This is a genomic window from Micromonospora sp. DT81.3 (assembly GCF_049847225.1).
Lineage (GTDB): Bacteria > Actinomycetota > Actinomycetes > Actinomycetales > Microbacteriaceae > Microbacterium.
Genome location: NZ_JBNCNY010000001.1, coordinates 237,039 through 263,874, shown reverse-complemented (window position 1 = coordinate 263,874; position 26,836 = coordinate 237,039). Strand labels below are relative to the sequence as shown.

Below are 26,836 nucleotides of genomic sequence, written 5' to 3'. Positions count from 1 at the left end.
CTTCACTTCTGAAAGGTTCGACAATGGTCGCGCTCCTCGTTCTCCTCTCCGCAACCGCGGTCGCCGCCGTCGCCGGTGCGCTGACCCTCACCGTGACCGATGGCTATGGCCGCATCCCCGAGCGCACCTACGTTCGCGTGATCTGACCCAGGTCACAAGCGCCTCTTTGCGGCTTCGACAGCCCGGATCGGTATCACTGCGCCCGTGCGCGCCCTCCTTGCTGTGATGGCAATCGCCGTCGTCCATCAATGAGGAGGAAACCATGACCAACACGGCCGACATCGACTTCGATGTGCACATCGAGAAGCTCCACGTCCAGCTGAGAGACACCCAGCAGGCCTTCAAGGCACTCCTCGACGACGTCACTCTCGACGAGCTCATCCCGATCTGGGAGCAGCCCGGCTGGACCACGCCGGCGGAGTACTTCTTCGTGTCCCGCAGCCTGCAGCAGATTCACGACGCTGCGCTCGGGCTGCAGGAGAACGTCCGGTCGCTGGTGAAGGGCTCCGCTCTCGTCGGGGAACGCTGACGGCATTGCCGGCTCCGCTCCCGCGGAGGCGGCAATGCCTTCGCAGCGTGGGCACGGACAGCACAGCACAGCGCGGCGGGTGGCCGGATGGCCCCCGCCGCGCTTCTGCGTTCGGCCCTCACCCTCCGATCAGCGTGAAGAGCAGCCGGATGGAGAGGGCGAGCACGGCCACGAGCCCGATGATCCCGGCGACGTTCTGCCACCACTTGTTGCGCATCGCGCCCATGAGTGAAGTGCGATTGGCCATGACGAGGATCAGGGCAGCGAGGACGGGGGCGATGAAGATGGTGAGCGCCTGGGCGATGACGATGAGTTGAATCGGCGAGGCCTGGAAGACGAGAGTGACGAGGATGCCGAAGGCGAGGATGCTGCCGCTGACGATCTTGGCGGTGATCGAGCTGGATGACGCTCCTCGTCCGAGCCCGTCGGCGAGCATGGTGCCACCGGCGGTCGCGTTGGCGATCATGGACGAGAACGCCGCCCCGAAGAACCCGAGCGCGAACACCGTCGATCCGATGGGTCCGGCAAGGGGCTCGAAAATGCCGGCGAGGGCGACGATTGTCGGTGCCGCTTCGCCGGTCTTGCCGAGTACCGCGGCGGCCACGACGATGACGAGCGCGGTCATGATGCCCGGCGCGATGATGCCGGGGATCGTGTCGACGACGGTGACGTCGCGGTAGTCGTCCTCGGTGCGTCCGCGCTCCTTGGTGCCGTAAGAGGTGTAGAAGGCGGCGTTGATGGAGAAGTTCGTGCCGACGAGCGCAACGATCAGCAACCAGGAACCGTCCGGCACGGTCGGCACCAGTCCGGAGGCGGCGGCCGCCCAGTCGGGGTTGGCGATGAACGCGGAAGCGACGAACGCGATCGCCATCAGTGCGACGATGCCGACGAGCACCTTCTCGATGACCCGATACACGTTGCGGAGCAGCAGCAGCGCCGCCACCGCGACGGTGCAGATCACGGTCCACATGATGGGGTTCCCGCCGAACAGCATCGACAGGCCGAGCCCGGACCCGACGGCGTTGCCCACCGAGAAGCAGAGGGTGATGAGGAAGATGCCGATGCCGGCGGCGACGCCCACCCACCCGCCGAGGTGATCCTTGATCGATGCGATCAGGGACACGGGTGACTTGATGCCGAGGCGCACGCTCATATCGGTGAGGAAGATCATCAGGATCGTCGAGATGACGATGACCCAGATGAGCGCGTACTGGTACCCGCTCCCGGCCTGAACGGCTGTGGTGAGGTTTCCGGGGCCGAACTGCCATGCACCCGCGACGAATGCCGGGCCGATCAGCCCGAGCTGCTGCCAGAAGGTGCGGCGCTTCCTGCGTGACTCGACGATGCTCCGCATTGTGTCAGTCGAAACTCGGCCGTAGCCAGTGCCGGGGGTGGTGGACGTGTGCCGGGCGGTGGTGCGCTCGCTCATCAGTGGGTCTCCTTCGTTGGAGGGCGGCGATGCCGCACGTAGTCTTCTTCGACTTGGTGTGCCGCCGAGCGGCGGGGGGTTGAGGGTGGCGACCGCGTTGCGCGATCGCCACCCGTGGTGCGGTCAGGCGTCGACGGTGACCTTGCCGAGCCCGGCCGACGCGAACGCAGCGGCGATCTCGGCGGACGCGCCGTCGGGCAGCGGCAGCAGAGGCGTGCGCACGGTTGCGTGTTCGAGGATGCCGCGGCTGACGAGACCCCACTTGAGGGCGACGGTGCCCTCCATGTGGGACCCGCGGTGGTACACGTTCTTGGTCACGGGCAGGAGCCGCTCGTGAATCGCGTGGGCGGCTTCGTAGTCCTTCGCCTTGCCGGCGGCGATGAGCTCGATCAGGGGCTCGGGAGCGATGTTGCCGTATCCCACCAGCAGTCCGTCGACGTCGAACATCGTCGGAAGCAGGTATTCGTCGTGGCAGGAGAGGATCTGAAGGTCCGGGTACGCGGCACGCAGGGCGGGGATCTCGGTGTACCAGCGCCGCATGTTGCGAACGCCGTTCTTGGTGGCGAAGACGCCTGGCTGCCCTGCGATCTCGAGCTGGGTGTCGAGGTCGTACGTGGCCTTGGTGTTGTCCGGGTACTGGAACAGGATCAACGGAAGGCCCGACTCGTCGTAGATCTCCTGATACCGGGACTGCGGCGCCCCCTTCTGGTATCCGAATCGCAGCCAGCCGTGGGATGGGTACACGAGCCCGGCGGTCGCGCCGGCCTCGACGGCGGCCTTCGCTTCGAGCGCGGCCGTCTTGTTGCCCTCCTTGGTGATGCCGGCGATGACCGGCACCCGACCATCGGTGGATGCGACGAAGGCGCGGATGACGTCGAGCTGTTCCTCGTCGGTGAGGAACGTGCCTTCGCCGGCGTGGCCGAGGACGACGAGGCTCTTCACCCCGTCGATCGATCCGAGCCAGGAGCCGAGTCGCTCGATCGCGTCGTAGTCGACATCGCCGGATTCGGTGAAGGGCGTCACGGGGGCGGGGTTGAGGCCGCGGAGGTCGAGAGTCATTTCTGTCTCCTCTTCATCTCTTCGTTGAGTCCCGAATCAGGAACGATTGCGGGAACGTTTGCAGGAACGATTGCAAGTATGCCGATAGCATGTGCTCATGTCAACCTCGATTTCGGGTCGCGAGCCCTTCGAGCAGCGTTTGGGAGCGCTGCAGGCCGGAATAGACTCGGCCAGAGAACGATCGGGGGTGGCCGTGGCGGAGCGGATCGAGCGACGTGCGGTGACCCTGCGCGAGGTGGCCGAGGCATCCGGTGTCAGCATCTCCACCGTCAGCCGGATCCTGGACGATCGGATCCCCCAGTCCCGGTCATCGACCGCCGAGCGCGTGCGCCAGACAGCCGACGCACTGGGCTACCGCCGGAATGCCGCGGCGTCGGGTCTGCGCCGAGGTGCGACCGGAACGATCGGCGTGCTCGTGCCTCGGCTCACCGATACGGTCATGGCGCTGATGTTCGAGGCACTGGAGCGCGCCGCCCGCACTCGCGGGTACTTTGCGGTAGTCGCCACCTCCGGTGACGAACCAGACGAGGAGCGACGCGCGACCGAGACGCTGCTCGACCGCGGGGTGGATGCGGTCATCCTCGCGACCGCCCGCCTCGGGGACCTGCTCCCCGCTTCGCTGAGAGATCGCGGCATCCCGCACGTCCTCGTCCTGCGCAGCGACGGAGTCAGCCCGTCATCCCTGGGTGACGACGAGATGGGCGGCTATCTCGCAGTCCGCCACCTTGTGGATCTCGGACACCGCGACATCGCCGTCGTCACCGGGCCCGACTTCACCTCGAGCGCGCGTGCCCGCCTGGCAGGCGCACTCCGGGCGACGACCGAGGCGGGGTGGGAACCGCCTCCGGGCAGGGTGATCGCAGGGGGATACGGAGTGGACGATGGAGTCGCCGCCGGAGATGCGTTGTTCCGGACCGGTGACGCCCCCACAGCGGTGTTCGCGGCGAACGACAACATCGCACTCGGCGTGCTCGCGGCGGCGAACACCGCCGGACTGCGGATCGGAGCCGACGTGTCCGTCGTCGGCTACAACGACATCCCTCTCGCGAGCAGGTTGCCGGTGCCCCTGAGCTCCGTGAGAGTGCCGTTCGATCAGATCGCGACGACGGCGTTCGAGCTGCTGCAATCCGACACAGGAGGCGGCGCCGGCGCGGTGCGGAAGGCATTGCCGACCCTCATCCCGCGCGCCTCGACCCGTCCGCGGTGACCCCCCGGGTCACTCTGGGCGAGGCGAGTCGGTCTCAGCCCCTATCCCAGCGGAGTCGAGCAAGTCGGCAGGCATCGCGACGACGCTCCCTCCCGGCATCATCGTGTACGTGCGGTCGCGGCGATCAGCCAGAGGCCACGGCGAGCCGAGTCGCTAGCCGGTGCGCGGGCCCGTGCGGAGACGAATCCGGCCGCGAAGGAAGGGCAGAGGCGGCGCCTGGTACACGAGAGACGGCGCGTGCACCGGTTGGAGCGCGAATTCGGCCTGCCCGAAACGCCACAGCCGGTTGAAGAGGAAGACACCGACCACCACCGTGTGATCGGACGGGAGCTGCCATGTGCCGACGCCCCACTGGGCCGGCTGGCCCCGCCCCTGGATCACGAGCGTCGGCCTGACGCGGGCGTAGAGAGCGAACCACGGCTTGTGCAGCGTCAGCTGGATGCGGCGTGTCGCCGTGCCATCCGTGCTCGCCCAGCCGTCCGTCTCGGGTCGGGGGGCGACGCTGTCGGACATGAAGACTCCTGGTGGTCGGTGGTGTCTGCGGGTGCTGTGCCACCGTGTAGCGACGTTCCGGATGTCGACCGCCCGATCGCGTTCCTGAAACCTACCATCCTGACCGACGGGGCCGTTCGGCCCGACTCAGAAGCGCCGGCGCGGCAGGGACGGCGCATCGGGACACAGGTCGGGCCCGAACATCTTGAGTACCACGAGGGGCTCCGTGCCGGTGTTGACGTACTCGAGCTCGTCGACGGCGCGGTCATGCACGACGAGCAGCTCGTCCCGGTCATGACTCTCGCCGATGACATCCACTCCGCCGATCGTGCCGACGCCGCGCCAGACGAAGAGACTGAAGACCCCGTTCTCCCGTGACCCATACCGCGCACCGGGCTCGAGGGTGAGCCGCTTGCCGCAGAACTTCGGCGACCCGTAGAAGATCCACACCTCGCTCGCCGCCGGTTCGTCCCGCAAGGGCAGCGGAACAAGGCGGTGGTTGTCGTAGAAGGACGGGTCGGTGTTCGCGTCCCAGTCGATCCAGTGCAGGGGCGCCGTCTCACCGTGCTCGGCCAGGTCCGCCTCGCTGACATCCTTGGTCAGGAGCCGCTTGCTGATGATCGCGCCGGCGTTGAGCGCCTGGAACATCGCCATGGAGTCGGAGTCCTCCTGCAACTCGATCGTGAGCGCCGTGCCTGGCGCGTGCAGCACCCCCGAGGGGATGAAGAACCCCTCCTCCGGCACCTGCACGTAGGCGGGCGAGTGACGAAGCACACGGTCGTCGTTCCACTCGCGGACAGCGTCCACCAGCTCGCCCCACAGCCGGTCGCGGTGAAGCGAGGGGTGCACTCCGAGGAACGACTCCGGGTGCGGTCCCATATCGACACCGGGTGGGAAGTAGTACGCCTCGTCCTTCGAGTTGCGTCCGGCGCGGCGCGCGAACTCCAGGGGCGGGTGGATGTGAAGCGGGATCCGCACGGCGTAGTCGAAGATCTTGGCCAGACGGCCGAGGCCGGCGTGGGTCGTGGAGTAGTCCGACCCGAGAATCAGATCGCCGCACGCAGCGACGGCCTCAGCCAGGTTGATACGCGCTCCTCCGGTCGTGCGGATGGAGCTGATCCCTTCGTCGTCCGGTCCGACGACGTTGTCGGCCTTGGTCGTCGAGGCCAGCCACCGCTCGCAGACGTACCCGCGCTCGCCGAGGTCGTACTCCTCCGCGGGCAGCCCGAGCCGGCGTCCGGGCGGCAGCCAGTCCCTCGCCACCCAGGCGGGATCGAGCCGCAGGATGCCGCTCCGCGCCTGGATCTCGTCGGCCACCAGCTTCGGGAGTTCGCCCGCCATGCCGCCTCCTCTCGACGCCACGAGCTTTTCGCATCGGAGGCAGGAAAGCGAGTCAGGAGCGCACGACGTGACGCCCTCTTCGATGAACCGAGGCGAGGTCAGGCACGGCCGGCCGCTGTGAGGACGGTGAGGGCGTCGCAGGTGACCCACTCGTTGGATGCTTTCGACGAGGTCGGTCCCCAGGACACCGACTCGGTGTTCGAGCCGTGGTCCGCCGTGCGCCAATAGCGGGCATCGGCGCTCCATCCGCCGTCCGGTAGGCGGCGGGACTCCAGGTACCCGAGCGCGTCCTCGCAGCGCGGGTCCCCCAGCAGGCCGGCCTCGGCCAGACCGATCAAACCCGCCAGCGCGTCGTAGTGCCAATAGACGGGAAAGTGCAGCTTAATCACGTCCGGCGCAATCGGCGCGGGGGCCGTACGACGCCAGGCCACCCGGCGGCACAGGAAGACCTCGGCCGCCGACAGCGCCGTCTCACGGGCCTGTCGGTCGCCGGTCGCATCCGCGAACGCGAGCAGCCCCCTCATCGGCAGCAGCGTCTCGTTCACCGACGACATGGTCGTGGACGGTCGCCGATCGCAGTTCCAGCCGCCATCGGGCCACTGCCAGTCGCGCAGCCGTCCCGCAAGCAGCTCCGCACGGCCGTCGTCCACGCCGAGCCGCACCACCGCGAGGAGCGCTCCGCCCTGCTGCGACGCGCATCGGCGCGAGCGGCCGTCCACCCGCGGCACCGCGGCCTCACCCGTGGCCTTGGTGACACGGGAAACGTCACGGTCGCGCAGGTACCGAGCGGTCAGCCAGTGGTCGAGCACCGCATCCCGCAACGGGAATACGTCCGAGTCCGCGGGTGGGTAGCCGATCGCTGCGAGCGCGAGCAGCGCCCAGTGCGCACCCCGCCACTTCGCATAGGGATGCAGGCCCGCGGCGGAACGCAGGATCGCTCGAGCCCGGGGCGAGCGGCGCACTTCGTCCTGGAGCGCACGCACACCGGCCCCATCCGCCGGCTCACCGAGGATGAGCGTGCGAACCCGCCACCGCACCGCGGGGTCGTCGCTCTTCAGCAGCCTGGCGACGGCCTCATCCATCGCAGATCACCCTCCCAGGTTGCCCTCAACCTGGCCACGACCGCTAGGGCGATCGAGGACCGACTCCGGATCGGACGCATGCCGATTCGTACATACTTCGCTTCCGGCGAGGAAATCTCGCCATGTCCCGCCTCGTCGATCAACGGGATCGCCCGCCAGGTTGGCTCCCGAGCGGTATGCGCGTCGGAGCGCTCCGGGCAGCGGCATCCCGAGCACCCGTCGGTGCCGCCCGAGGGTGGCGTTGTACTGCTTGACGAGGTCGGCGAAGCTCAGGATCTCTGGGCCTGCGAGGTCGGCCACCCTTCCCGCAGGGGGATTCAGCGTCAACTCGGCCAACCGGGCCGCGACGGCGTCGCCGTCGATCGGCTCGAGGCGCACGTCCGCAGGCGCGAGACGCATGACCGCGAGCTTGGCCACGACCGGCAGCAGCAGGCTGTGCAGCTGTGCCACCCGGATGATCGTGTACGGCACGGCCGACTCGTGCACGATGCGCTCGGACGCTGCCTTCATGCGCACATAGCCGATCGGCACGGCGCCGGCTCCGGTCACCGAGATGAGCACGAGGTGCCCGGTACCCGCGCGCTCGGCGGCCTCGATGACATGCCGCGCGGCGACGTCATCCCCCTTCGCGGCGCCTGCGAGATGCAACACGGTCGATGCGCCGCCGAACGCGGCGTCCAGCCCCTCTCCTCGAAGAGTGTCGCCGACCACGTGGTGCACCCCAGGCGCGTCGGTTCCGCCGCGGCGGCTGAGCACCCGAACTTCGCGTCCCGCCGCCCCCAGCAGCGGGACCACGCGTCGACCGATGACACCGGTGCCGCCGGTCACGAGGATGGTTTCGTTCATGGTCTTCGTCCTTTCGTGTCACACACCGCTCGGCGCGCTCGTCGACTCAGTGACGATCCACACCGAGGAGATGTGACATGACCGACGAGAGGATCCTCGCCAGGCGTTTCGAGGAGGAGAGGCCGCGGCTGCGTGCCATCGCCAGGCAGATCCTCGGATCGGATGCCGACGCGGACGATGCGGTGCAGGAGACCTGGCTGCGCCTCGAGCGAGTGGACACAGACGACATCCGCAATATCGATGCCTGGCTGACAACGGTGATCTCTCGTGTGAGTCTCGACATGCTGCGCGCTCCCCGCCGGTCGCGCGAGCGCTCTTGGCAGGTCGAACCGTGGCGCGACGAGCCGGTTGCGACGGGTTCCGATCCGGCAGACGTCGTCGCCGACGCCGACCGCGTCAACGTCGCTCTCATGGTCGTACTCGACACGCTGGCGCCCTCGGAGCGGATCGCATTCGTCCTGCACGACGTGTTCGGGCAGCCGTTCGACGAGGTCGCGGCCGTGCTCGAGAAGAGTCCGGAGGCCGCCCGACAGCTCGCATCCCGAGCCCGCCGCCGGCTGCGGGACGCGCCGGTTTCACGCCCGCGACAGCCCGTGACGCGTCAGTCGAGGCGGGTGGTGGAAGCCTGGCTGTCCGCCGCACAGGGAGGCGACCTCGCGGCGCTGCTCGCGCTCCTCGACGACAGCGCCGTGCTGCAGGCGGACTACGGCACGGGAACCCGCACGATCGAGGGCGCACGAGACATCGTCGCCCAGGCGGCTCTCGCGGCCCGCCTCGCCGCGCACTCCACCCCTGTTCTCATCGGCGGCCTGCCTGGGGTGGCCGCGGTTCTCGCGGGCCGTGTCGTGTCGCTGATGGCGTTCGACGTCGACGAGGACCGGATCATCGGGCTCCACGTGCTCGCAGATCCGGAACGGCTCGCCGGCCTCGGTGTGGAAAGGGTGCTCGGCGGCCAGTGAACTGCCCCTTGCCACGGCGGTCACGAGGACTATGATGTGCGGCATAGTCGCGCGACTGGGGATTCGGGACGATATCTGCATGGTGTCCCGATCACGCACTATGCGACTCGCACCGCAAGGGGACGACGATGACTCTGAAGCTGGATACGACCGCGCGCCGATCGATCGGTGAGCCGAGTAAAGCGAGTCGCATAGCGACTGCGGCGTACGTCCTCCCGGCAGCGCTGCTGCTCTCCGTCGCGCTCGGGGGGAGCGCGCGAGCAGCAGAGCCGGGGGTGACGTGCGGCAGCACCGTCACGACCGACGTGACCCTCACGGCGGACCTGTATTGTCCGTCCGGCGATGGACTCATCCTCGGCTCGAACGTCACGCTGGATCTGGGCGGCCACAGCCTCATCGGGTCGGACTCGGGAGTGGGGGTGTCCTCGGAATTCCCGTTCGAGGGTGGGAACACCATTCGCAACGGCACGATCGAGAATTGGGCGATCGGGATCCGGCTCATGGGTATCGAGCCGAACCCCATCCCCTACGTCGCCACCGACCTGGTCCTCATCAATGCCCCGGTCGGCAACTACTTCACCAATGGCACGACCTTGCAGCTGACGCGAGTCACTGCCGTGGATTCGCCGATCCGTGGCGAGCTCGGCGGTGACCTTGCCATATCCGATTCCTCATTGACGCGTTCGCCGGTCGAGGTGTTCTTCGCCTCCGCAACGATCACGAATTCGAAGCTCGTCGAGACCTTCGTCAGCACGACGGCGGGGGGTGAATTGAGCATCGACTCGTCCAAGCTGGACGGCAAAGGGACAGCAGCGTTGGGCTACGTCAGCGAAACCGTCATCACCATCACTGACAGCGTCGTCAAGAATTACGCTCAGCCCATCAGCGGCTTCTGGGGCGGGGTGACCCTCACCGGCAACAAATTCTCGGACATGCCGAACGGCGTACTGGGCAGCATCACCTCAGGCATCGAGTCGGATGGAGTTTCGGGCATTACAGGCAACACCTTCGTCCGCAGCGGTGTGGCCCTACGCGGGAACGTCCCCATGGTGGTCGAGAACAACACGTTCAGGCAGGGCGAGGTAGGCGTCGAGTTCACGATGTCGGACCCGCTGCCCGGCAATCCGCCGCAGACCGCCGATCGATCTCGGGCCGTCGGCAACGTTCTGGTGAACAACACGGGATCGGGGATTCTGACCGAACTCCCGGGTCTCGAGGTGGGCGGCAACACCGCTAAGAACAACGGCGGATACGGGATCTATGCTCCCGGAGCCGTCGACCTCGGTGGGAACGTCGCATCCGGCAATGCGCTCGGTCAATGCGTCGGCGTCGTCTGCGCCCGCAAGTGAATGCGGCGCCACCCCTCATGCTCGATGCGCCTCGCAACGCGCTGGGACCACGATGACCAGGACGGCCGACATGACCGCGCACCCGACGATCGGTGACTCACAAAAACCGAGCCGTCGGGCGATCGCCGCATGCGGGCTCCCGGTCGCACTGCTGCTCTCAGTCGCGCTCGAGGGGAGCGCGCAGGCAGCGGAGCCGGTGGCCACGTGCGGCAGCACCATCACAACGGATGTGACCCTCACCGCAGACCTCTTCTGCCCATCCGGGGATGGACTCATCCTCGGCTCGAACGTGACGTTGGATCTGGGTGGCCACAGCCTGATCGGATCCGGCTCCGGCGTCGGAGTGCAGACGAGCTTTCCTTCCGAAGGCGGAAACACCATTCGCAACGGGACGATCGAGAACTGGGCGACCGGGGTCCAACTCCAGGAGGAAAGCCCGACCCGCACACCGTATGTCGTCATCGACGTGGTCCTCCGCAACGCGCTGCTCATCCACGGCCCGACGAACGGCACGGCGCTGCAGATGACGCGGGTCACCGCTGACGATTCGACCGTTTACGGCCAACTCGGCGGCGACCTCGCGATCTCGGAGTCGAGATTCACGCGTTCTCCCGTGAATTTGTTCTACGCCAGCGCGACGATCGTGAAGTCGACCCTCGTGCAGAGTCATGTCAGCACGACAGCGCGCGGCCAAGTGATCATCGACTCCTCCACGCTGGACGGGAAAGGCGCGGGCTCTCCCGGATCAATGAGCGAGACGGGAATCACCATCACCAACAGCGCCGTCAAGAATTTCGCGGAGCCCATTGGGGGCTTCTGGGGTGGTGTGACGCTCACGGGCAACAAGTTCTCCGACATGCCCAATGGTGTTCTGGGCGACGTCAGTTACTTCGCGTCCGAGGCTGTGTCGACCATCACGGACAACACCTTTCTCCGGACCGGAGTCGCGCTCCGCGGAAACGTCCCGATGATCGTGGAGAACAACACCTTCAAGCACGGCGAGGTCGCGGTCGAGTTCACCAGGGCTGAGCCGTTCCCTGGGGATCCGCCGCACACCGCTGAGGGGTCGCGGGCCGTGGGCAACGTCATCATGAACCACACGGGATCGGGGATCACGACCGAACTCCCCGGCCTCGAGGTGGGCGGCAATACCGCGAAGAACAACGGCGGATACGGGATCTACGCTCCCGGCGCCGTCGACCTCGGTGGGAACGTCGCCTTCAACAACGACCTCGGTCAGTGCGTCGGCGTCGTCTGCGGCCGCAAGTGAGCGCGTCGCTCGGTCGTGCTCTCAGCCACGTGAATCGCAAGGGGACGACGATGACTCTGACGACGCCGAATGCCACTGCGCCCCGAGATGCCCACCGCCAGCCAAGGGCGAGTCGAAGAGCGATCATTTCCTTCGTCCTCCCGACGGCGATGCTGTTCTCTGTCTTCGTAGCGGGAGGCGCGCAGGCGGCGGAGCCGGGAGTGACGTGCGGCAGCACGGTCACGACAGATGTGACCCTTACCGCAGACTTGTACTGTCCTTCCGGTGATGGACTCATTCTCGGCACGAACGTCACGTTGGACCTGGGCGGCCACAGCCTGATCGGGTCGGGCTCCGGCGTCGGCGTGCAGACGGATTTTCTCTCCGACGGTGGGAACACGGTTCGCAACGGCACCATCGAGAATTGGGCGACCGGACTCCGCTTCGCGGAGGCGAGTCCGATGCGCCCGCCGCATGTCGTCGCCGACGTAAAGCTCCAGAAGGCGCCTCTCATCCACCTCCTTTCCGGTGGCGCTGCGTTGCAGATGACGCGCGTGACCGCCGTGGACTCCGGCATCTCGGGCCAACTCGACGGCAACCTTGAAATCTCCGAGTCGAGGCTGACGCGTTCTCCCATCGATCTGTTCTACGCCGGCGCGACGATCACGAACTCGACCCTCGTGCAGAGCCCTTTCAGCACAACTGCATTGGGCCAGGTGCTCATCGACTCCTCCAAGCTGGACGGCAAGGGCGCGGGGCGGCCCGGCTCCGTGAGCGAGACCGGAATCACCATCAGCAACAGCGTGGTCAAGAACTTCGCTCAACCCATCAGCGGCTACTGGGGTGGTGTGACCCTGACAGGGAACAGATTCTCGGACATGCCGAATGGTGTTCTCGGCGACATCAGCTCGCCCATCGGGTCGGACGGTGTATCGATCATCAAGGGCAACACCTTCCTGCGAACCGGAATCGCGCTGCGCGGAAACGTCCCCATGATCGTCGAGGGCAACACCTTCAAGCACGGCGAGGTCGGCGTCGAATTCACCAGGTCGGAGCCGTTCCCCGGCGATCCGCCGCTGACCGCTGAAGGCTCGCGGGCCGTCGGCAACGTTCTGACGAACAACTCGGGGTCGGGTATATCGGCCCGAATCGCCGGCGTAGAAGTCGGCGGCAATATCGCGACGAGGAACGGCGGATACGGGATCGATGCTCCCGGGGCCATCGACCTCGGCGGAAACGTCGCCTTCAAGAACGTCCTCGGTCAATGCGTAGGGGTTGTCTGCACCCGAAGGTGACGGGAATCACGCTTTTCGGCTCTGTGACCGGTGCCTCTTCATCCGCCGGCGACAAGACTGGGGTGTGGGAGGTTTCTTGTCATGCCTGAGCTCACTCACCGCCTTGCGGATGCACAGCTTCTGCTCGTCGACGCGTCCGGCAGCCCGCTGGAGCGGTCGTCCGTGACGGTGGAGCAGACGCGTCACGCATTCGGGTTCGGGAACATCGGATTCGACTTCGTGGACTGGCTCGGCGGACCGCCCCGTTCGGGTGACGGCCGCGCCTCCGAGATCTTCGGCGGGAGACGCGCCACCGCAGCCGGAAGCCCTGGCGGATGCGTGGCTGACGCTCTTCAACACGGTCACGCTGCCGTTCTACTGGCGGGGTTTCGAACCGGTGCGGGGGCAGCCCGAGACGACGCGTCTGCTGCGGACGGCGGAGTGGTTCAAGGCTCACGACGTGACGGTGAAGGGCCATCCGCTTCTCTGGCACACCCTCGCCCCTGAGTGGCTGCTCGGGCTCGACGACGCGGAGGTCGAGGCGGTCATCCGCAACCGCATACGGCGGGAGGTCACTGCATTCACGGGTGCGGTGGACCAGTGGGATGCGATCAACGAGGCCGTCATCCTTCCCGTGTTCACGGCCGAGGAGAACGCGGTCACGCGGCTTGCCCAGCGCAAAGGCCGAATCGCGATGATCCAGCTGGCCTTCGAGGAGGCACGCGCGGCGAACCCCGGTTCTCGTCTGGTGCTCAACGACTTCGATCTGTCCGAGGACTACGAACGACTCATCGAGGAATGCCTTGCCGCCGGCATCCGGATCGATGCGCTCGGTCTGCAGACGCACATGCATCAGGGATACCGTGGCGAAGAGCGCGTCTGGAACGTGCTCGAACGCTTCTCGCGGTTCGGTCTGCCGCTCCAGCTGACGGAGACGACCCTGCTGTCGGGGGAGCTCATGCCCCGGGAGATCGTCGACCTCAACGACTACGTGGTCGAGTCGTGGCCGTCCACCCCGGAGGGCGAGGTGCGACAGGCGGACGAGATCGTGCGCCACTACCGCAACGTCGTCGCCCACCCGGCGGTCGAGTCCCTCACGTACTGGGGCATCACCGATCACGGGGCGTGGCTCGGCGCTCCCGCGGGGCTGCTCCGGCGCGACGGCACGCGCAAGCCCGCCTACGACGCGCTGCGCGCCCTCATCCGCGACGAGTGGTGGTACCCGCGCACACAGCTCAGGACGGATGCCGCGGGCGGCGTCACGGTGCACGGCTTCGCCGGAAGCTACCGGATCTCCACGCCGTACGGCACGGAGGAAGTAGAGCTCTCGCCGGGTCGGACCGTGTCGACCGTCATCGTCGGCGCGTAGCAGCGAGGCGCCCGACCCAAGCGATGTCGGGACGTCACACCGCGGCGTTCCGGACGCCGGTTCCGGGTGTGATCGGCGTGTCGGGCGCGGTTTGACTGGTGGGGGTTATGCGGACCACGCGTCTGCGGTTTAATGATGCCGAATAGCGTCAGGCGGTCCCGTTCGGGTCGGATCGCCGCTCTTCCAGGCCCAATCGGCGTGCCCTCAGGAAGGTGTTTGCTGTGCCGGAAACCATCAACTGGTCGTTCTCCGTCGGGGTCGCCGAGGGTCCGCGTGTGGCCGGCTCGGATGCTGTGGACGTCGGCGCGTACGACAAAGCCAGTGTCCTGCTCGCGGCGGGAGCCGCGGGCGTCGATGTGCAGGTGCAGCCGGCGACTGCCGCCGGAAAGGTGCACGTGCTCGTCATCGGTGCCAGCGCCTACGACGCCGGGATCACATTCAGCGCGGATGCCGGTGCCACCGCTTTCGTGCTCCTCGGGCCGCTGATCCTGATCGGCAGCGGCGCCGTGGAGCTCCTCGCCATCGCTCCGCAGGTTCTCCGGTTCGACAACACCACCGCGGACGACGTCACGGTCGACATCCTCGTCGGTCGGGATCCCGCCCCCTAGAGCATCATCGGAAGGCAGCTCCATGGCCATCACCGTGTCATATCCGGGCGTGTACGTGCAGGAGCTCGACTCCGGCGTGCGCGTCATCCCCGGCGTTCCGACATCCATCACCGCCTTCGTCGGACGCGCGCGACGCGGCCCGACGGATACGCCGATCCGCGTGCAGGGTCTCGGCGAGTTCGGTCGCCGCTTCGGCGAGCTCTGGAGCGAGGCGCCGATGGGCTACTCGGTGACGCACTTCTTCGTCAATGGCGGCTCGGATGCCGTGATCGTTCGTGTGCACAGTCTCAGCGGCGCCGACGACCTGGCGAGGGCCGACGTCCCTGCCGATGGCGGCACGCCGATGACGCTGACGGCGGCGAATCCTGGAATCTGGGGGAATCAGCTCAGGGCGACGATCACGCATCCCGACGCCGGTGACGCCTTCCACCTGACGATCCAGGAGGTGTCGCCCTCCAATCCCCTCCAGGTCGTCGCCGAGGAGCGGTTCCTGAACCTGACACTTACGGCGGGCGACGCGCGCTTCGTCACCGACGTCCTGCTCGCCCAGTCCCAGCTGAGCAGGGTCGAGACCCTGCCGTCGGGGCGGCCGCAGCTGACCTTGGGAGTGCCCATCCCGTTCGAGGATGGGGACGACGGTCTCCCGATCAATGCCGGGCAGGTTTCGGACTCGAATCTGGCCACGCCGCGCCACGGTATCTACGCACTCGAGAATACGGATCTCTTCAATCTCCTGTGCATCCCGCCTTTCGCGCCCGGGATCAGCCCCGAGATCGACACCTGGGACGCTGCAGCGGCCTACTGCCTGACGCGGCGGGCGATGCTGCTCGTGGATCCCGATCCCGCGTGGGAACCGGCGACGTGGGTCGGGCCGGATGCCGTCATCGCCGGTGTCGACGCACTCATCACCCGATCGCCGAACTCGGCGATCTATTTTCCACGCATCCGGGTCCCCGACCCCCTGAAAGAGAATCGCCTCGAGACGTTCGCCCCGAGCGGTGCGGTCGCCGGAGTCATCGCCCGCATCGATGCGCAGCGCGGGGTGTGGAAGGCTCCCGCTGGCCAGGATGCGACGCTGAACGGGGTTCCGGAACTCACCGTGAGGCTGACCGATGGCGAGCAGGGCCAGCTCAATCCGATCGGCGTGAACTGCCTTCGCACCAGGCCCATCGCGGGCCGCGTGGTCTGGGGCGCGAGGACCACTCGCGGAGCGGACCAGCTGGCGGACCAGTGGGCGTACCTTCCCGTGCGTCGCACGGCCCTGTTCATCGAGGAGAGTCTGTTCCGCGGAACCCAGTGGGTCGTGTTCGAACCGAACGACGAGGGGCTGTGGTCGCAGATCCGGCTCAACGTCGGCGCGTTCATGAACGGGCTGTTCCGTCGCGGCGCCTTCCAGGGGACCACGCCCGCACAGGCCTACTTCGTCAAGTGCGATCGTGAGTCCAACCCTCAGGAGGACATCGATCGCGGAATCGTGAACATCATCGTCGGCTTCGCCCCGCTGAAGCCCGCCGAGTTCGTCCTCCTCAGCATCCAGCAGATCCGACCGACGGTGTGATCATGGCCCAATTCACAGTGAACGCGCAACGATTCGACCCATACAAGAACTTCAAGTTCAGGGTGCGGTGGGACGGCAGGTACGTCCTGGGCGTGAGCAAAGTGAGCGCGCTCAAACGCACCACGGCGATCGTGAGCCATCGCGAGGGCGGCGACCCGGGTTCCAGCCGCAAGTCGGCCGGCCGCACGGAATTCGACGACATCACCCTCGAACGCGGAGTGACGCACGACCGCGAATTCGAGCGGTGGGCGAACAAGGTCTGGAACCTCGGATCCGGCCTCGGGTCCGAGGTGTCGCTGGAGGACTTCCGCAAGGACATCGTGCTCGAGTTGTACAACGAGGCGGGTCAGCTGGTGATCGCCTACAAGATCTTCCGATGCTGGGTGACGGAGTACCAGATCGGAGAAGTCGACGCTAACGCCGAGGCGGTTCTGATCGCGACGCTCAAACTGGCGAACGAGGGATGGGAACGCGACTACGACGTCGTCGAGCCCACAGAGCCGAAGTTCACCGAACCGAGCGCGTGATGACCGCGTCGCGGCTCGCGAGCGACGCGGAGCTGCTCGAGATGCTGGAGTTCGGGGAGGCGCAGTCCGTCCCGGAACGCGCCGCCCTGCTCTCCCGTGCCGCCGCCCAGGAGGTCGATCCTGGCGCCCTTGCGCTCGGGGTGCGCGACGGACTGATCCTGGATCTCCGACAGCGGATGTTCGGACCGACGATCGAGGCACAGGACCGCTGTCCGCACTGCAACGAGGCCGCGAGCATCGAAATCGACTCGGCTATGTGGCCGAGGACCGACCCCGCTCGCGCCGGGGATGTCATCAAGGTGCGCGTGGGCGATTACGAGGTGCTCTGCCGTCCGCCCCGCGGTGCAGATCTGAATGACGTTGCCCGCGCAAGCGATCCCGCCGTAGCGAAAGAGCTGCTCCTCGAGGCCACGGTCATTCACGCGTCCCGGGCCGCGACTGAGATTCCTGCGAAGGCGCTCCCCCCCGACGTCCTCGGGGAGATCGGCCGCCGTCTGGCCGAGGAAGACCCGCTCGCCGAGATATCGCTCACCGTCACGTGCGCCGCCTGCGAGGGCTCCTGGGACACGGTGCTCGACCCGGCGCAGTTCGTCTGGGAGGAGCTGCGGTCCTGGAGCCGGCGTGTGCTGTGGGAGGTTCATCTCCTCGCCGCCGCGTACGGATGGACGGAGCGAGAGATACTCGCGCTTTCTTCACGTCGCCGGCAGGCCTACCTCGGATGGGTGCTCGGTGCCTGACTACTTCGACCGCATCGTCGCCAGGGCGAGGGGTGAAGCCACCACGGCCCGCCCGCCGTCGCGCACCGTGCTCGAGTCGATTCCGGTGGAACCGCCGCCGGCAGACGCGCACCTCGAGGACGACGTCAGCGTGGACGCTGGGATGACGTCACCGCCGTTGCGCGATCCGCTGGCCGATCGAACGGTCCCTTCCGCACCGCCCGCGTCCTCCCCGGCGGATGAGCGGCCCGCACCGCCGAAGGGGCAGGTCCGACCGGCCGCGTCCGGGGTGCCGCTCGCGGGTCCCGATTTCGGCGAGGCCCCGGAGCTGCCGCCGAGCTCCTGGGCGCGGCCGACCGTGCCGGACGAGGCCTCCACAACGCTCGTTCGCCGTTCCGCAGCCGCACCCTCCTCGCCACCCGTCCAGGCGACCCATGCGCCGGAACCCTGGGCCGCACCATCCGGAACCGGCCCGAAGCGCGCCGCGGCGTCGCCGGTTCCCGAAGAGGTGAGGCCCCGCGATGATCCAGGCATCCCGACCACGCCATCATCACGTATGAGACCGTCAGCGCCTCTCGCCGTGCCCGCACCGGTGGTGGCCACCCCCGGTCCTCCACAGACCATCGTGCGTGTGTCCATCGGACGGATCGACGTCAAAGCCGCGCCGGTGGCGACTCCTCCGACGGCCGCGCGTCCATCCCCGCCCCTGAGGACACCGCCGGCGGCACCCACTCTTACCCTCGACGCCTATCTCGAACGCGCCGGGGGGAGGCGCCGACGATGAGCAACCACCTCGCGGTCGCCGGCGCCACCGCCACGCTTGTTCAGCTTCTCGACGAAGCGGTGAATCGGGACTTCAACGGCGCCCATGTCTCCGGCGGGCGCCCCGACGTCGCCGGTGCTCTCGAGCCCGACCCAGAGGTGCGGGTGTTCCTCTACCGCGTCGAGCCGATGGCGGCGCGCCGCAATGACGACCTGCCGACCCGGGGCGCCGACGCCTCGCTGACGCAGCGACCGCAAGCCGCGCTCACGCTGAACTACCTGCTCACCTTCCTCGGAAGCGAGACGGATTACGAACCGCACCGCCTCCTCGGAATCTGCGTCGGCACCCTGCACTTTCACCCGCTTCTCACACGGGGGGAGATCGAGCGGATGGTGCTGGCCGAATCCGGCGGGCCGCTCGCACTGGTCGACCTGGCGGAGCAGGACGGTCTCGTGCGCTTCACGCCCCTGAACCTCAGCATCGATGAGCTGTCCAACCTGTGGTCCTCGTTCTTCCAGGTCGAGTACCGGCTCTCGGTCGCATTCCAGGCCGAGGTCATCCTGCTGACCCCACCGGAGACCCCCGTCAGGTCGCTGCCGGTGCGCGAACGGCGGCTGTTCGCGTCCACCATGCTGAGACCCTCGATACGATCCGTGGTCGCCGCGGAAGGAGCGGAGCTGCCGATCCTCCCGGGCACGCTGATCCGGATCGACGGAGGCGACCTGCGTGGCGAGGAAGGCACGATCGTGCGCTTCGGCGAGGCTTCGGTGGGTCCGACCCTCGCCACCGGCACGCGCATCGAAGTCACCGTGCCGCCGGATGTGCGGGCCGGTGCCGTCGGGGTCGTCGTCGAACACCAGCGCCTGATGGGAGAACCGCCCGAGCTGCGTCCGGCGGGCCAGTCGAACGTCGCGCCGATCGTCGTGCATCCGCGGATCCGGCCGCTGGGCCCCGGCCACGACATCTCGGTGCGGGACGCCGTCGAGGACCCGGTCGGAATCCACGCGGGAATCTTCGACGTCACCGTGGACCCGGCCGTGGGCAGTCGTCAGGAGGTGTCGCTCCTGCTCAACGCCGTCGGCGGCGGTGGCTCGCACTCCTTCGCCGGTGAGCGTCGAGACGGTCCGTCGGCGCCGGAGGTCACGAACGATCTGAGCATCGCCTTCTTCGGCGTCGCGACGGGGGACTATCTCGTGCGCATCGTCGTGTCGGGCGCGGAGAGCGAATTGGATGTCGAGACGGCACCGGGCCCCACGCTCGGCGAGTATTCGGCACCACGGGTGAGCGTCCCATGACCGTCACCTGGGCGCAGGCGAATCAGCGCTACACCTCGACGGCGATGCGCCGGGTGGCGGCACTGCTTTCCGTGGACCCGGGCGCCGCCGTCGTGGAGGCCGATCGGGAGCTCGCATCCATCGCCGAGGGCGCTCAGCGACCTACCGCTCTCGCGGCTCTCGCGGAGGCGTTCCGCCTGTCGCCGTTCGAGACCGATGTGCTGGTGGTGTGCGCGGGAGTCGAGCTCGACGAGCATGTGCGGATCGCGCTCGCGGCGCCCCAGGCGGACGATGGCGGCGCCCAGCGCCGTGCCGCGCCGACCTTCGGCCTGGCGCTCGCCAAGCTGCCGGAACCCCACTGGAGCGCGCTCACGCCCGAGTCCCCGCTGCGACGGTGGCGGCTCGTCGAGGTGGAGCCGGGTCCGGTCCTGACCGAGAGTCCCCTGCACATCAGCGAACGGGTCCTGCTCTACCTCGCAGGGGTGCACTACGTGGACGTGTCTTCGGGACTGCACCCGACGTCATCGCACGATGAGCTGGCCGGCAGCCACACGGCGGTTGCGAAGAGCATCGCGGCATGCGTGGCCGCCGCATCGGAGGCCGGTCCGCCTCTCGTGCAGGTGCTGACCCGCCATCGCGCCACCGGCAAGGCGATCGCCGCGGCGGCAGCCGCGGAGCTCGGGCTCACCCCCGGACTGCTCAGGGCGGACGACATCCCCACAGCACCCACCGAGCGGCAGGACCTCGCACGCCGCATCGAACGCGAAGCGGTGCTCGCCGGCCTCCTGCCGGTGGTGGAGGCGATCGGCGCCGATCGCGAAGGGCTGGCCGTGGCGGTGCGGCTCGTGGAGGAGGTCGCGGGGCCTGTGCTGCTGATCGCTCGCGAACCTCTCGAACTGGGACGCGACGACGTGCGGATGACGGTGCCGCCCACCACGTCGGAAGAACGCCTGGCGCTCTGGACGGCGGCGCTGGGCCCCATGGCCGCCGGACTGGACGGTGAGACGCGCCGGGCCGCGGAACTCTTCGACCTCGACCCGTCCGCGATCCGTGCGACCGCCTCCGAGTTCGCCGCGCTCGCCGACCTGGCGGGGGACGAGGACGACCCTCTGGCCCCCGCGTCCGGGTTCTGGGAGCTGGCGCGCGGACGGGCGCGGCCCCGACTCGAACACCTGGCCGAACGGGTCATGTGGTCCGCGAACTGGGACCAGCTGGTGCTCCCACAGCAGCAGAAGTCGACCCTGTACGAGATCGCGGCTCAGGCACGCTGGCGGTCGACGGTGCATCGGGAATGGGGGTTCAGCGCCGGCGGGGGACCTGCCCAAGGCATCTCCGTGCTCTTCTACGGACCCAGCGGCACCGGCAAGAGCATGGCCGCGGGCGTCATCACGACCGAGCTCGGGCTCGACCTCTACCGCATCGATCTCAGCCGCGTGGTGAGCAAGTACATCGGCGAGACGGAGAAGAACCTCGGAACGGTGTTCGATGAAGCAGAGGGTGCAGGCGCGGTCCTGCTCTTCGATGAAGCGGATGCCCTGTTCGGCCGTCGAAGCGAGGTGAAGGACAGCCACGACCGGTACGCGAATCTCGAGGTGAGCTACCTGCTGCAGCGGATGGAGGCGTACGACGGACTGGCCATCCTTACGACGAACCAGCGGAGCGCACTCGATCCCGCGTTCCTCCGTCGGCTGCGCTTCGCCGTCCAATTCCCCTTTCCCGACACGACGGGCCGTGCCGACATCTGGCGCCGCGCATTCCCCGCGCGGGCGCCGATCGGCGAACTGGATGTCGACCGCCTGGCCCAGCTTCACGTCGCAGGCGGAAACATCCGCACGATTGCCCTCAATGCGGCTTTCCACGCGGCGGCGGATGGCAGCCCGATCCGCATGGATCACCTTCTGCTCGCAGCGAAATCCGAGTTCGCGAAGCTCGAGCGGCCGTTGCCGGAGGCGCAGGTGCGCGGATGGATCTGACCTCTCCGACCATGATCGAGATCGCGATCCAGGACATCTCCATCGAGGGCTTCGGCTTCGTCGACGGCGAGATCCTGCAGCATTCCCTGCCCCGTGATCTCGCACGACTCGTCGCGGATCGCGGACTCCCCGCATCCTGGACGTCCGGCACACCCCTCGGCGATCTCACCGCCACCCTGGACTGGGACGGCCGAGGCGGCACCGAGGCGCTGTCGCAGGCTCTCGCCGCGCAGCTTTATGAAGGAATGGCGTCGTGAGCGCCCTCACGTCCGCAGCCGCACCCGAGCGCACGCGTCGGCGGCCCGTGACGGCGCGGGTGAAGACGCCGCCCGGCCACGACCGGATCGCCGCACCGCCGGGTGAGCGCATCGCGCTTCCCCATCGCGAGACTCTGGAGGAGCGCTTCGGCCGACCGCTCGACACGATCGCCGTGTACGCGGGTCCGACGGTGAGCGCTGCGCTGTCCGAACTGAGGGCAGTGTCGGCCGCACGCGACGAGCAGATCTTCCTGGCGAGCGCATCCGCTCCGCTACCGGTGGTGGCCCACGAAGTCGCGCACGCCCTCCAGACGCGGAGTGCGGGAAGCAGCCCGACCGTCGAGCCGGAAGGGTCGCCGGCGGAGCGAGAGGCGTCCGACGCCGCGGTCGCTGTCGGCAGGCCGCAGCTGCCCGGCGATCGTGTCTCGATCAGCGAGGGGATCGGGCGGGACACGCTTGCTCTTCTGCGGGTGCCCACGCACCGAGACGGTGCCGCCCCCACTCTCGGGCTGCCGTCGGCGACCCCATCCCTGCGCCCCGAAGCATCCGCGCCCGCTCCGCAATCCCCGACCGCAGAGGCGGTCGAGCCGTCTTCCGCCGTCGGCCCGGCGCCGACGGAGACGACCTCCACTCCGGGTGAGGCGCCCGCCGGCGGCCTGGAGCTGCCGCCCGCACCGGAGCTGACGGTCAACGCGGAGCAGGTAGCCGCACAGGAGGCCGCGATCGCAGAGGCGGAGAGCGCGCTGTCCGGCGCCGGTGACGCCGCAGCGCTCCTCGAGGCGTACGCCGCCGCGCCGCCGACTGTCAAGGCGCGCCGCGCTGCCACGCTCGGCTCGGACGTCGCCGCGGTATCCGCCACGGAGGGCGCGCAGTGGCAGTCGGACGTTCCCGACCTGCACGCGTCGCTCAGCGGCGCCGACCCGCCGGCGATCGCCGAACCGGTGGCGGCCCCGCCGGTGTCCTCCATCGACCTTGCGCTCACCGCACCGGCACCGGCACCCGAGCCGGAGATTCCCGACGTCGAAGTGCCGGGCACGTTCGAGGCCGAGCAGGACGTGACCCGATCGCTCGTCCCGGTGACCGAGGCCGATCCGCAGGCGCTCGCGGCGCAGATCGGCGACTCGCTGGATGCCGTGCAGACGATCGATCCCGCCGTGCCCCGGTCGGCCGGGCCGCCGCCGGGGATTCCGCTCGGCGGCGAGACCGATCCTGCCCGCGTGGCGGAGACGGAAAGCGCCGGTCGCGCCCAGGCCGCGGCCGCACGAGAGGAGGCGACGCAGGCGGTTCTCGCGGGCCCCGGACCCGAACAGGTGCAGCCCACTTCTGTCGATGAGCCGTTTGCGGTCGGCGAACTGCCCGTTCCCGACGTCGCGGCGGCCGCGACGCCAGAGGGCCCCGCAGCATACGTCGCAATGGAGTTGCCGGTCGAGGTGCAAGTCGCCTTCGATGAACAGCAGCACGCGGCGATGGAGCAGTCGATGGCCGCGACCGTCGCGCAATCCGAGCAGGCGACCGCCGACAGGGACACGGCCAAGGAGTCGGCGGTCTTGGAGGCCGAAGCGGGAGTCGCAGAGCTGAACGAGGAGGCAGACGGCTCGCAGATCTCGGCCGTCGCGGCCGCGCGCACCGATATCCAGACGGCCCGGCAGGACACCGTCGACGCGCAGCAGAGCGAGGTGGAACGGGTCGAGGCCGAGGCCGGCGAGAGGCGACTGATCGACGAGTCCGCGATCCAGACCAAGGTGGACGACGAACAGCAGATCATCGACTCGGCGTACGCCACCGCAGAGCACGACATCGGCGACCAGGTGGCGGAGGGTGAACGGCAGGCGGCGGCGACGAAGGAGGAGGCGGAACGGGCAGCGGAGGACGAGAGCTGGTGGGACCAGGCGGTCAGCTTCGTCAAGGATGCCTTCAACGCGCTCGTCGACGCGATCGGAGCGGTCTTCGACGCGGTCCGCAGCGCCGTCAACGACATCCTCGACGCCGTCAAGGCGGCGGCCCTCGCGGCGATCGACGCGGCCGCGACTTTCATCAAGGATGCGATCGCGGCATATGGCGAACTTCTCAAGTCCGTGATCACGGGCCTGCTGGGCGAGGTCTTCCCCGAGCTGGCCGCCGCACTCAACTCGGCGATCGATACGGCGGTCACCGCAGCGCAGAATGCGGTCGACTCCGTCGCGGACGCGCTGAAGGCGGGCGTCAACGCGCTCGTGGAGGGTCTCCGCGCGGGGCTCATGGCGATCATCGACGCATACCAGGCGGCGATCACACTGGCGCTCAGTGTCGCGTCCGCCGCGATCACCGGGGACTGGGGCGCGCTCGCGCTGCGCGTTCTGGAAGCCGTGCTCAGGCTGGTCGGCATCGACCCGGAGGAGTTCTACGCCTTCGTCGGTCGCGCCCAGGAGACCTTCCAGATGATCGTCGACGATCCGGCCGGATTCCTCGCCAACGTCGTGGCCGCGGTGACCGGCGGCATACAGAACTTCGCCGACAACATCGTGACGCACCTGCAGACCGGGGTCATCGGCTGGCTCACCGGGGCGCTCGGCCCCGTTGGGATCGTGCTGCCCCAATCGTTCGACCTGCTCGGGGTGCTCGACCTCGCGCGGCAGATCCTGGGTCTCACGTGGGACGCGCTCAAAGCCAAGGCGCGCAAGCTCATCGGGGAGCAGAACGTCGAGCGGCTGGAGGTCGTGTTCGGTTTCATCGAGACGCTCGTCACGGAAGGGTGGGGCGGACTCTGGACGAAGATCATGGACTCCGTCTCGTCGGTGCTCGACCTCGTCTTCGACGGCATCAAGACCTTCATCCGCGACCGCATCATCCTCGCCGCCATCACGAAACTCGCGAGCCTGTTCAGCCCGGTGGGGGCAATCGTCCAGCTCGTCCTGACGGCGTGGAACATCTACACCTTCCTGCGCGATCAGCTCGCTCGCATGATGGAGGTCGTCCAGACCGTGACGACGGCGATCGGCGACATCGCCCGCGGCGTGCTCGACAACGCCAAGGCGGGGGTCGAAGGGGTGTTGGCGCGACTCCTGCCGCTCGCGATCGACCTTCTTGCCCGTGTCATCGGGCTGGGGAACGTGGGCGAGAAGGTGCAGGAGATCGTCGAACAGGTGCGCGCCATGGTCGACAAGGGCATCGATGCTCTGCTGCAGCGGGTCGCGGCGGTGTTCACCGGGGGCGGCGCGGCGGGGGCGAAGCCCGCCGGCGCGACGGGCGGAGGGACCACCGGCGAAGAGTCGATCCCGAGCGAGCCGAGCGTGCTCCCAGAGAGCGAGACCATCTCGGAGCCCTTCTCGATCGCCGGCGAGGACCACACACTCCGCTCCGTCATCGTGGGAGACGAGGCCACCGCTGACATGGCGAGCGGGACATTCGGACCGCTCGTCGCACGAATCGCGACTCTGCGGAAGACGGTGACCAACGCCTATGTGAAGCCGGGCAGCCCGCAGTTCGTGGGCGACGTGGAAGCGACGGTGCTGACCGACAAGCTCACCGTCATCAGTACGCGCGCCGCAACCCTCGTCTCCGACCTGACGGCGGCGAAGGCCCCGCCCGGCTCTGACAAGAAGGCGCTCGCAAAGGCTGCGAGCGCCGAACGGAAGATCGTCCGCGACGGATTCACCGAGTTGCGGATACTCGTGGAGGGCCTCGGCCTCAAGACCGTCACATCTGCGGTGCTGCATCCCGGACACGGGCCGAAGGCCGGCGGCGCCGACTCGTACGGAAGACGCCTCTCGTTCAGCGTCAATCCGCTCAGCATCACCTCGCTGGATAAGGGGGGTGGCGCTCAAGATCCGGTTCCGGGAGTGCGACTGCTGCCCGGGTACGATCGCGGACACCTCGTGGCCAAGTCACTCGGCGGCCCGGGGTCGCCGGAGAATCTGGTTCCGATGTCGAAAGCCGCGAACACGAAGCGAGTGGGCATCCAGGCGGTCGAGGAGAGCCTGAGGACCGCACTGCGCTTCACCGCGGCGAATCCGGAGCAATTCCCGCCCGACAATCCCCAATACATCTTCAGCTACGACGTCTGGGTGAGGAGCTATCACTCGGACGCTGATCTCCAGCAGGACCTCGAATCGCATGCGGTCACGGCGCCGGGGTCCAACGCGGGCGCGCGCCTCTTCGCCCTCGCCGCGGGTGCGACGTCGAAGGGACCGTCGGACACGGTCCTGCTCGCCGCCGCCGCACCCGTTGCCGGCCTCGATGCAAAGACGATGGCCGCGCTGCCAGGCAACCTCCGTCGGCGGACCGCGTATTTCTTCCATCCGACGGAGGTCGTGGCGTCGGTCGAAGTGCTGCAGGAACCGAACGATTCGCGTACGAGGTTTCCGATCCACACCGGCGGACCGGTGCCGACGCACATGGATGTGGACGTGCTATGGCACGCATGATGACGCAAGAGGCAGAAGCAGCGAATGCGCGGCGCGCACCGGCGGCGCGGACCGCGATCCCGGCGGGCGGCGGAGCGCAGCAGGCATCGGGCATCAACTGGATACCGCTCGACCTGATCAGCATCGGGGTGACGAGCAGCAAGGGCGTTCCCAGGGGCACGATGGGCTCGGCATCCGCCAGAGTCATCGACCGATTCGGCGCCGCAGGGCGCATCGACTCCTTCTGCGAGACGCCGGCGCGCTATCCGCTCCGGTTCTGGTTCCACGTGGATGCCGACGGCGTGCCGCGTCCCACCCCGTTCATCCCCCCGCGGGTGTCCGTGTCCCTCGCGTTCACGCCCGAGCACGGCACCGCACCGACGGCGACCCGCACCGAGTCCGATCCGCGACCGACGTACGAGGGCCCCGGCATCCCCTTGCGCACCACTTTCGGCGAGACCCTCTGGATGGGGTCAACGAAGAGCGGGACGCTGGATGTCTCCGCCTCGCTCGCCGACCCGAGCACGGGGACCGCGATCCGGTACGACGACACCATCCCCTGCCGGCTGGAGCCGTGCGCATGAGCGAGGAGC

At 68.1% G+C, this 26,836-nt stretch carries 24 protein-coding genes; 17 read left to right on the top strand and 7 right to left on the bottom strand.

Annotation, left to right across the window (positions count from 1 at the left end):
* The first annotated feature begins 23 nt into the window (after positions 1–23).
* Entirely contained in the window at positions 24–146 is a 123-nt protein-coding gene (locus ACPW96_RS01270) for a hypothetical protein (protein WP_425822431.1), read from the top strand.
* Between the two features lie 116 nt (positions 147–262).
* The gene (locus ACPW96_RS01265; protein ID WP_425822433.1) at positions 263–529 is read left to right on the top strand and encodes a hypothetical protein; all 267 of its coding nucleotides are present in this window, start codon (positions 263–265) and stop codon (positions 527–529) included.
* Between the two features lie 118 nt (positions 530–647).
* Here ACPW96_RS01265 and ACPW96_RS01260 read toward each other — a convergent pair whose 3' ends face one another.
* Positions 648–1,958, bottom strand: coding sequence for an Nramp family divalent metal transporter (locus ACPW96_RS01260; protein ID WP_425881723.1), 1,311 nt, complete (start codon positions 1,956–1,958; stop codon positions 648–650).
* Between the two features lie 123 nt (positions 1,959–2,081).
* On the bottom strand, positions 2,082–3,017 hold the full coding sequence (locus ACPW96_RS01255; protein WP_425822437.1) for a dihydrodipicolinate synthase family protein: 936 nt from the start codon (positions 3,015–3,017) through the stop codon (positions 2,082–2,084).
* 97 nt (positions 3,018–3,114) lie between these two features.
* On the opposite strand from ACPW96_RS01255, the gene ACPW96_RS01250 reads away from it, so the two are divergent.
* Positions 3,115–4,224 (top strand): LacI family DNA-binding transcriptional regulator, encoded by a 1,110-nt coding sequence (locus ACPW96_RS01250; RefSeq protein WP_425881722.1) that lies wholly within the window; start codon positions 3,115–3,117, stop codon positions 4,222–4,224.
* Between the two features lie 153 nt (positions 4,225–4,377).
* Here the strand turns inward: ACPW96_RS01250 and ACPW96_RS01245 are convergent, their stop codons facing one another.
* The 4 genes from ACPW96_RS01245 to ACPW96_RS01230 all read right to left on the bottom strand — a co-directional run bounded on the left by ACPW96_RS01245 (position 4,378) and on the right by ACPW96_RS01230 (position 7,985).
* Positions 4,378–4,737 carry a hypothetical protein gene (locus ACPW96_RS01245; protein ID WP_425881721.1) on the bottom strand — a complete coding sequence of 120 codons (360 nt, stop codon included), beginning with the start codon at positions 4,735–4,737 and terminating at the stop codon, positions 4,378–4,380.
* Between the two features lie 126 nt (positions 4,738–4,863).
* Positions 4,864–6,057: a hypothetical protein gene (locus tag ACPW96_RS01240; protein WP_425881720.1), complete on the bottom strand. Its 1,194-nt coding sequence runs from the start codon at positions 6,055–6,057 to the stop codon at positions 4,864–4,866.
* Positions 6,058–6,155: 98 nt separating this feature from the next.
* Positions 6,156–7,139 (bottom strand): hypothetical protein, encoded by a 984-nt coding sequence (locus ACPW96_RS01235; RefSeq protein ID WP_425881719.1) that lies wholly within the window; start codon positions 7,137–7,139, stop codon positions 6,156–6,158.
* A 6-nt stretch (positions 7,140–7,145) separates the two neighbouring features.
* Positions 7,146–7,985 (bottom strand): SDR family oxidoreductase, encoded by an 840-nt coding sequence (locus tag ACPW96_RS01230; protein ID WP_425881718.1) that lies wholly within the window; start codon positions 7,983–7,985, stop codon positions 7,146–7,148.
* A 77-nt stretch (positions 7,986–8,062) separates the two neighbouring features.
* Here ACPW96_RS01230 and ACPW96_RS01225 point away from each other — a divergent pair, with 77 nt between their 5' ends.
* The 9 genes from ACPW96_RS01225 (at position 8,063) to ACPW96_RS01185 (ending at position 17,615) form a co-directional block, all read left to right on the top strand.
* On the top strand, positions 8,063–8,944 hold the full coding sequence (locus ACPW96_RS01225) for a sigma-70 family RNA polymerase sigma factor (protein ID WP_425881717.1): 882 nt from the start codon (positions 8,063–8,065) through the stop codon (positions 8,942–8,944).
* A 128-nt stretch (positions 8,945–9,072) separates the two neighbouring features.
* Positions 9,073–10,293, top strand: coding sequence for a right-handed parallel beta-helix repeat-containing protein (locus ACPW96_RS01220; RefSeq protein WP_425881716.1), 1,221 nt, complete (start codon positions 9,073–9,075; stop codon positions 10,291–10,293).
* Positions 10,294–10,363: 70 nt separating this feature from the next.
* Positions 10,364–11,563, top strand: a complete 1,200-nt coding sequence (locus tag ACPW96_RS01215; protein ID WP_425881715.1) for a right-handed parallel beta-helix repeat-containing protein — start codon at positions 10,364–10,366, stop codon at positions 11,561–11,563.
* A gap of 149 nt (positions 11,564–11,712) precedes the next feature.
* Entirely contained in the window at positions 11,713–12,837 is a 1,125-nt protein-coding gene (locus ACPW96_RS01210) for a right-handed parallel beta-helix repeat-containing protein (protein ID WP_425881714.1), read from the top strand.
* Positions 12,838–13,087: 250 nt separating this feature from the next.
* On the top strand, positions 13,088–14,185 hold the full coding sequence (locus ACPW96_RS01205; RefSeq protein ID WP_425881713.1) for an endo-1,4-beta-xylanase: 1,098 nt from the start codon (positions 13,088–13,090) through the stop codon (positions 14,183–14,185).
* A gap of 221 nt (positions 14,186–14,406) precedes the next feature.
* On the top strand, positions 14,407–14,793 hold the full coding sequence (locus ACPW96_RS01200) for a hypothetical protein (RefSeq protein WP_425881712.1): 387 nt from the start codon (positions 14,407–14,409) through the stop codon (positions 14,791–14,793).
* A gap of 22 nt (positions 14,794–14,815) precedes the next feature.
* Positions 14,816–16,351 carry a phage tail sheath family protein gene (locus ACPW96_RS01195; RefSeq protein WP_425881711.1) on the top strand — a complete coding sequence of 512 codons (1,536 nt, stop codon included), beginning with the start codon at positions 14,816–14,818 and terminating at the stop codon, positions 16,349–16,351.
* Between the two features lie 2 nt (positions 16,352–16,353).
* On the top strand, positions 16,354–16,878 hold the full coding sequence (locus tag ACPW96_RS01190) for a phage tail protein (protein ID WP_425822463.1): 525 nt from the start codon (positions 16,354–16,356) through the stop codon (positions 16,876–16,878).
* Entirely contained in the window at positions 16,878–17,615 is a 738-nt protein-coding gene (locus ACPW96_RS01185) for a hypothetical protein (RefSeq protein WP_425822465.1), read from the top strand. Before ACPW96_RS01190 ends, ACPW96_RS01185 begins: the two co-directional genes overlap by 1 nt.
* Here ACPW96_RS01185 and ACPW96_RS01180 read toward each other — a convergent pair whose 3' ends face one another.
* Positions 17,616–18,128, bottom strand: a complete 513-nt coding sequence (locus ACPW96_RS01180; protein ID WP_425881710.1) for a hypothetical protein — start codon at positions 18,126–18,128, stop codon at positions 17,616–17,618.
* A gap of 246 nt (positions 18,129–18,374) precedes the next feature.
* On the opposite strand from ACPW96_RS01180, the gene ACPW96_RS01175 reads away from it, so the two are divergent.
* The 5 genes from ACPW96_RS01175 to ACPW96_RS01155 are packed head-to-tail and all read left to right on the top strand — an operon-like array spanning position 18,375 to position 26,827.
* Positions 18,375–19,652, top strand: coding sequence for a DUF4255 domain-containing protein (locus ACPW96_RS01175; protein ID WP_425822469.1), 1,278 nt, complete (start codon positions 18,375–18,377; stop codon positions 19,650–19,652).
* A complete protein-coding gene (locus ACPW96_RS01170; RefSeq protein ID WP_425881709.1) occupies positions 19,649–21,604 on the top strand; it encodes an ATP-binding protein in 1,956 nt (651 codons plus the stop codon). Before ACPW96_RS01175 ends, ACPW96_RS01170 begins: the two co-directional genes overlap by 4 nt.
* On the top strand, positions 21,595–21,861 hold the full coding sequence (locus tag ACPW96_RS01165) for a hypothetical protein (protein WP_425822473.1): 267 nt from the start codon (positions 21,595–21,597) through the stop codon (positions 21,859–21,861). Before ACPW96_RS01170 ends, ACPW96_RS01165 begins: the two co-directional genes overlap by 10 nt.
* The gene (locus ACPW96_RS01160; protein WP_425881708.1) at positions 21,858–26,264 is read left to right on the top strand and encodes an eCIS core domain-containing protein; all 4,407 of its coding nucleotides are present in this window, start codon (positions 21,858–21,860) and stop codon (positions 26,262–26,264) included. The genes ACPW96_RS01165 and ACPW96_RS01160 overlap by 4 nt, the downstream gene beginning before the upstream one ends.
* The gene (locus ACPW96_RS01155; protein ID WP_425881707.1) at positions 26,261–26,827 is read left to right on the top strand and encodes a hypothetical protein; all 567 of its coding nucleotides are present in this window, start codon (positions 26,261–26,263) and stop codon (positions 26,825–26,827) included. The genes ACPW96_RS01160 and ACPW96_RS01155 overlap by 4 nt, the downstream gene beginning before the upstream one ends.
* Positions 26,828–26,836: the final 9 nt, after the last annotated feature.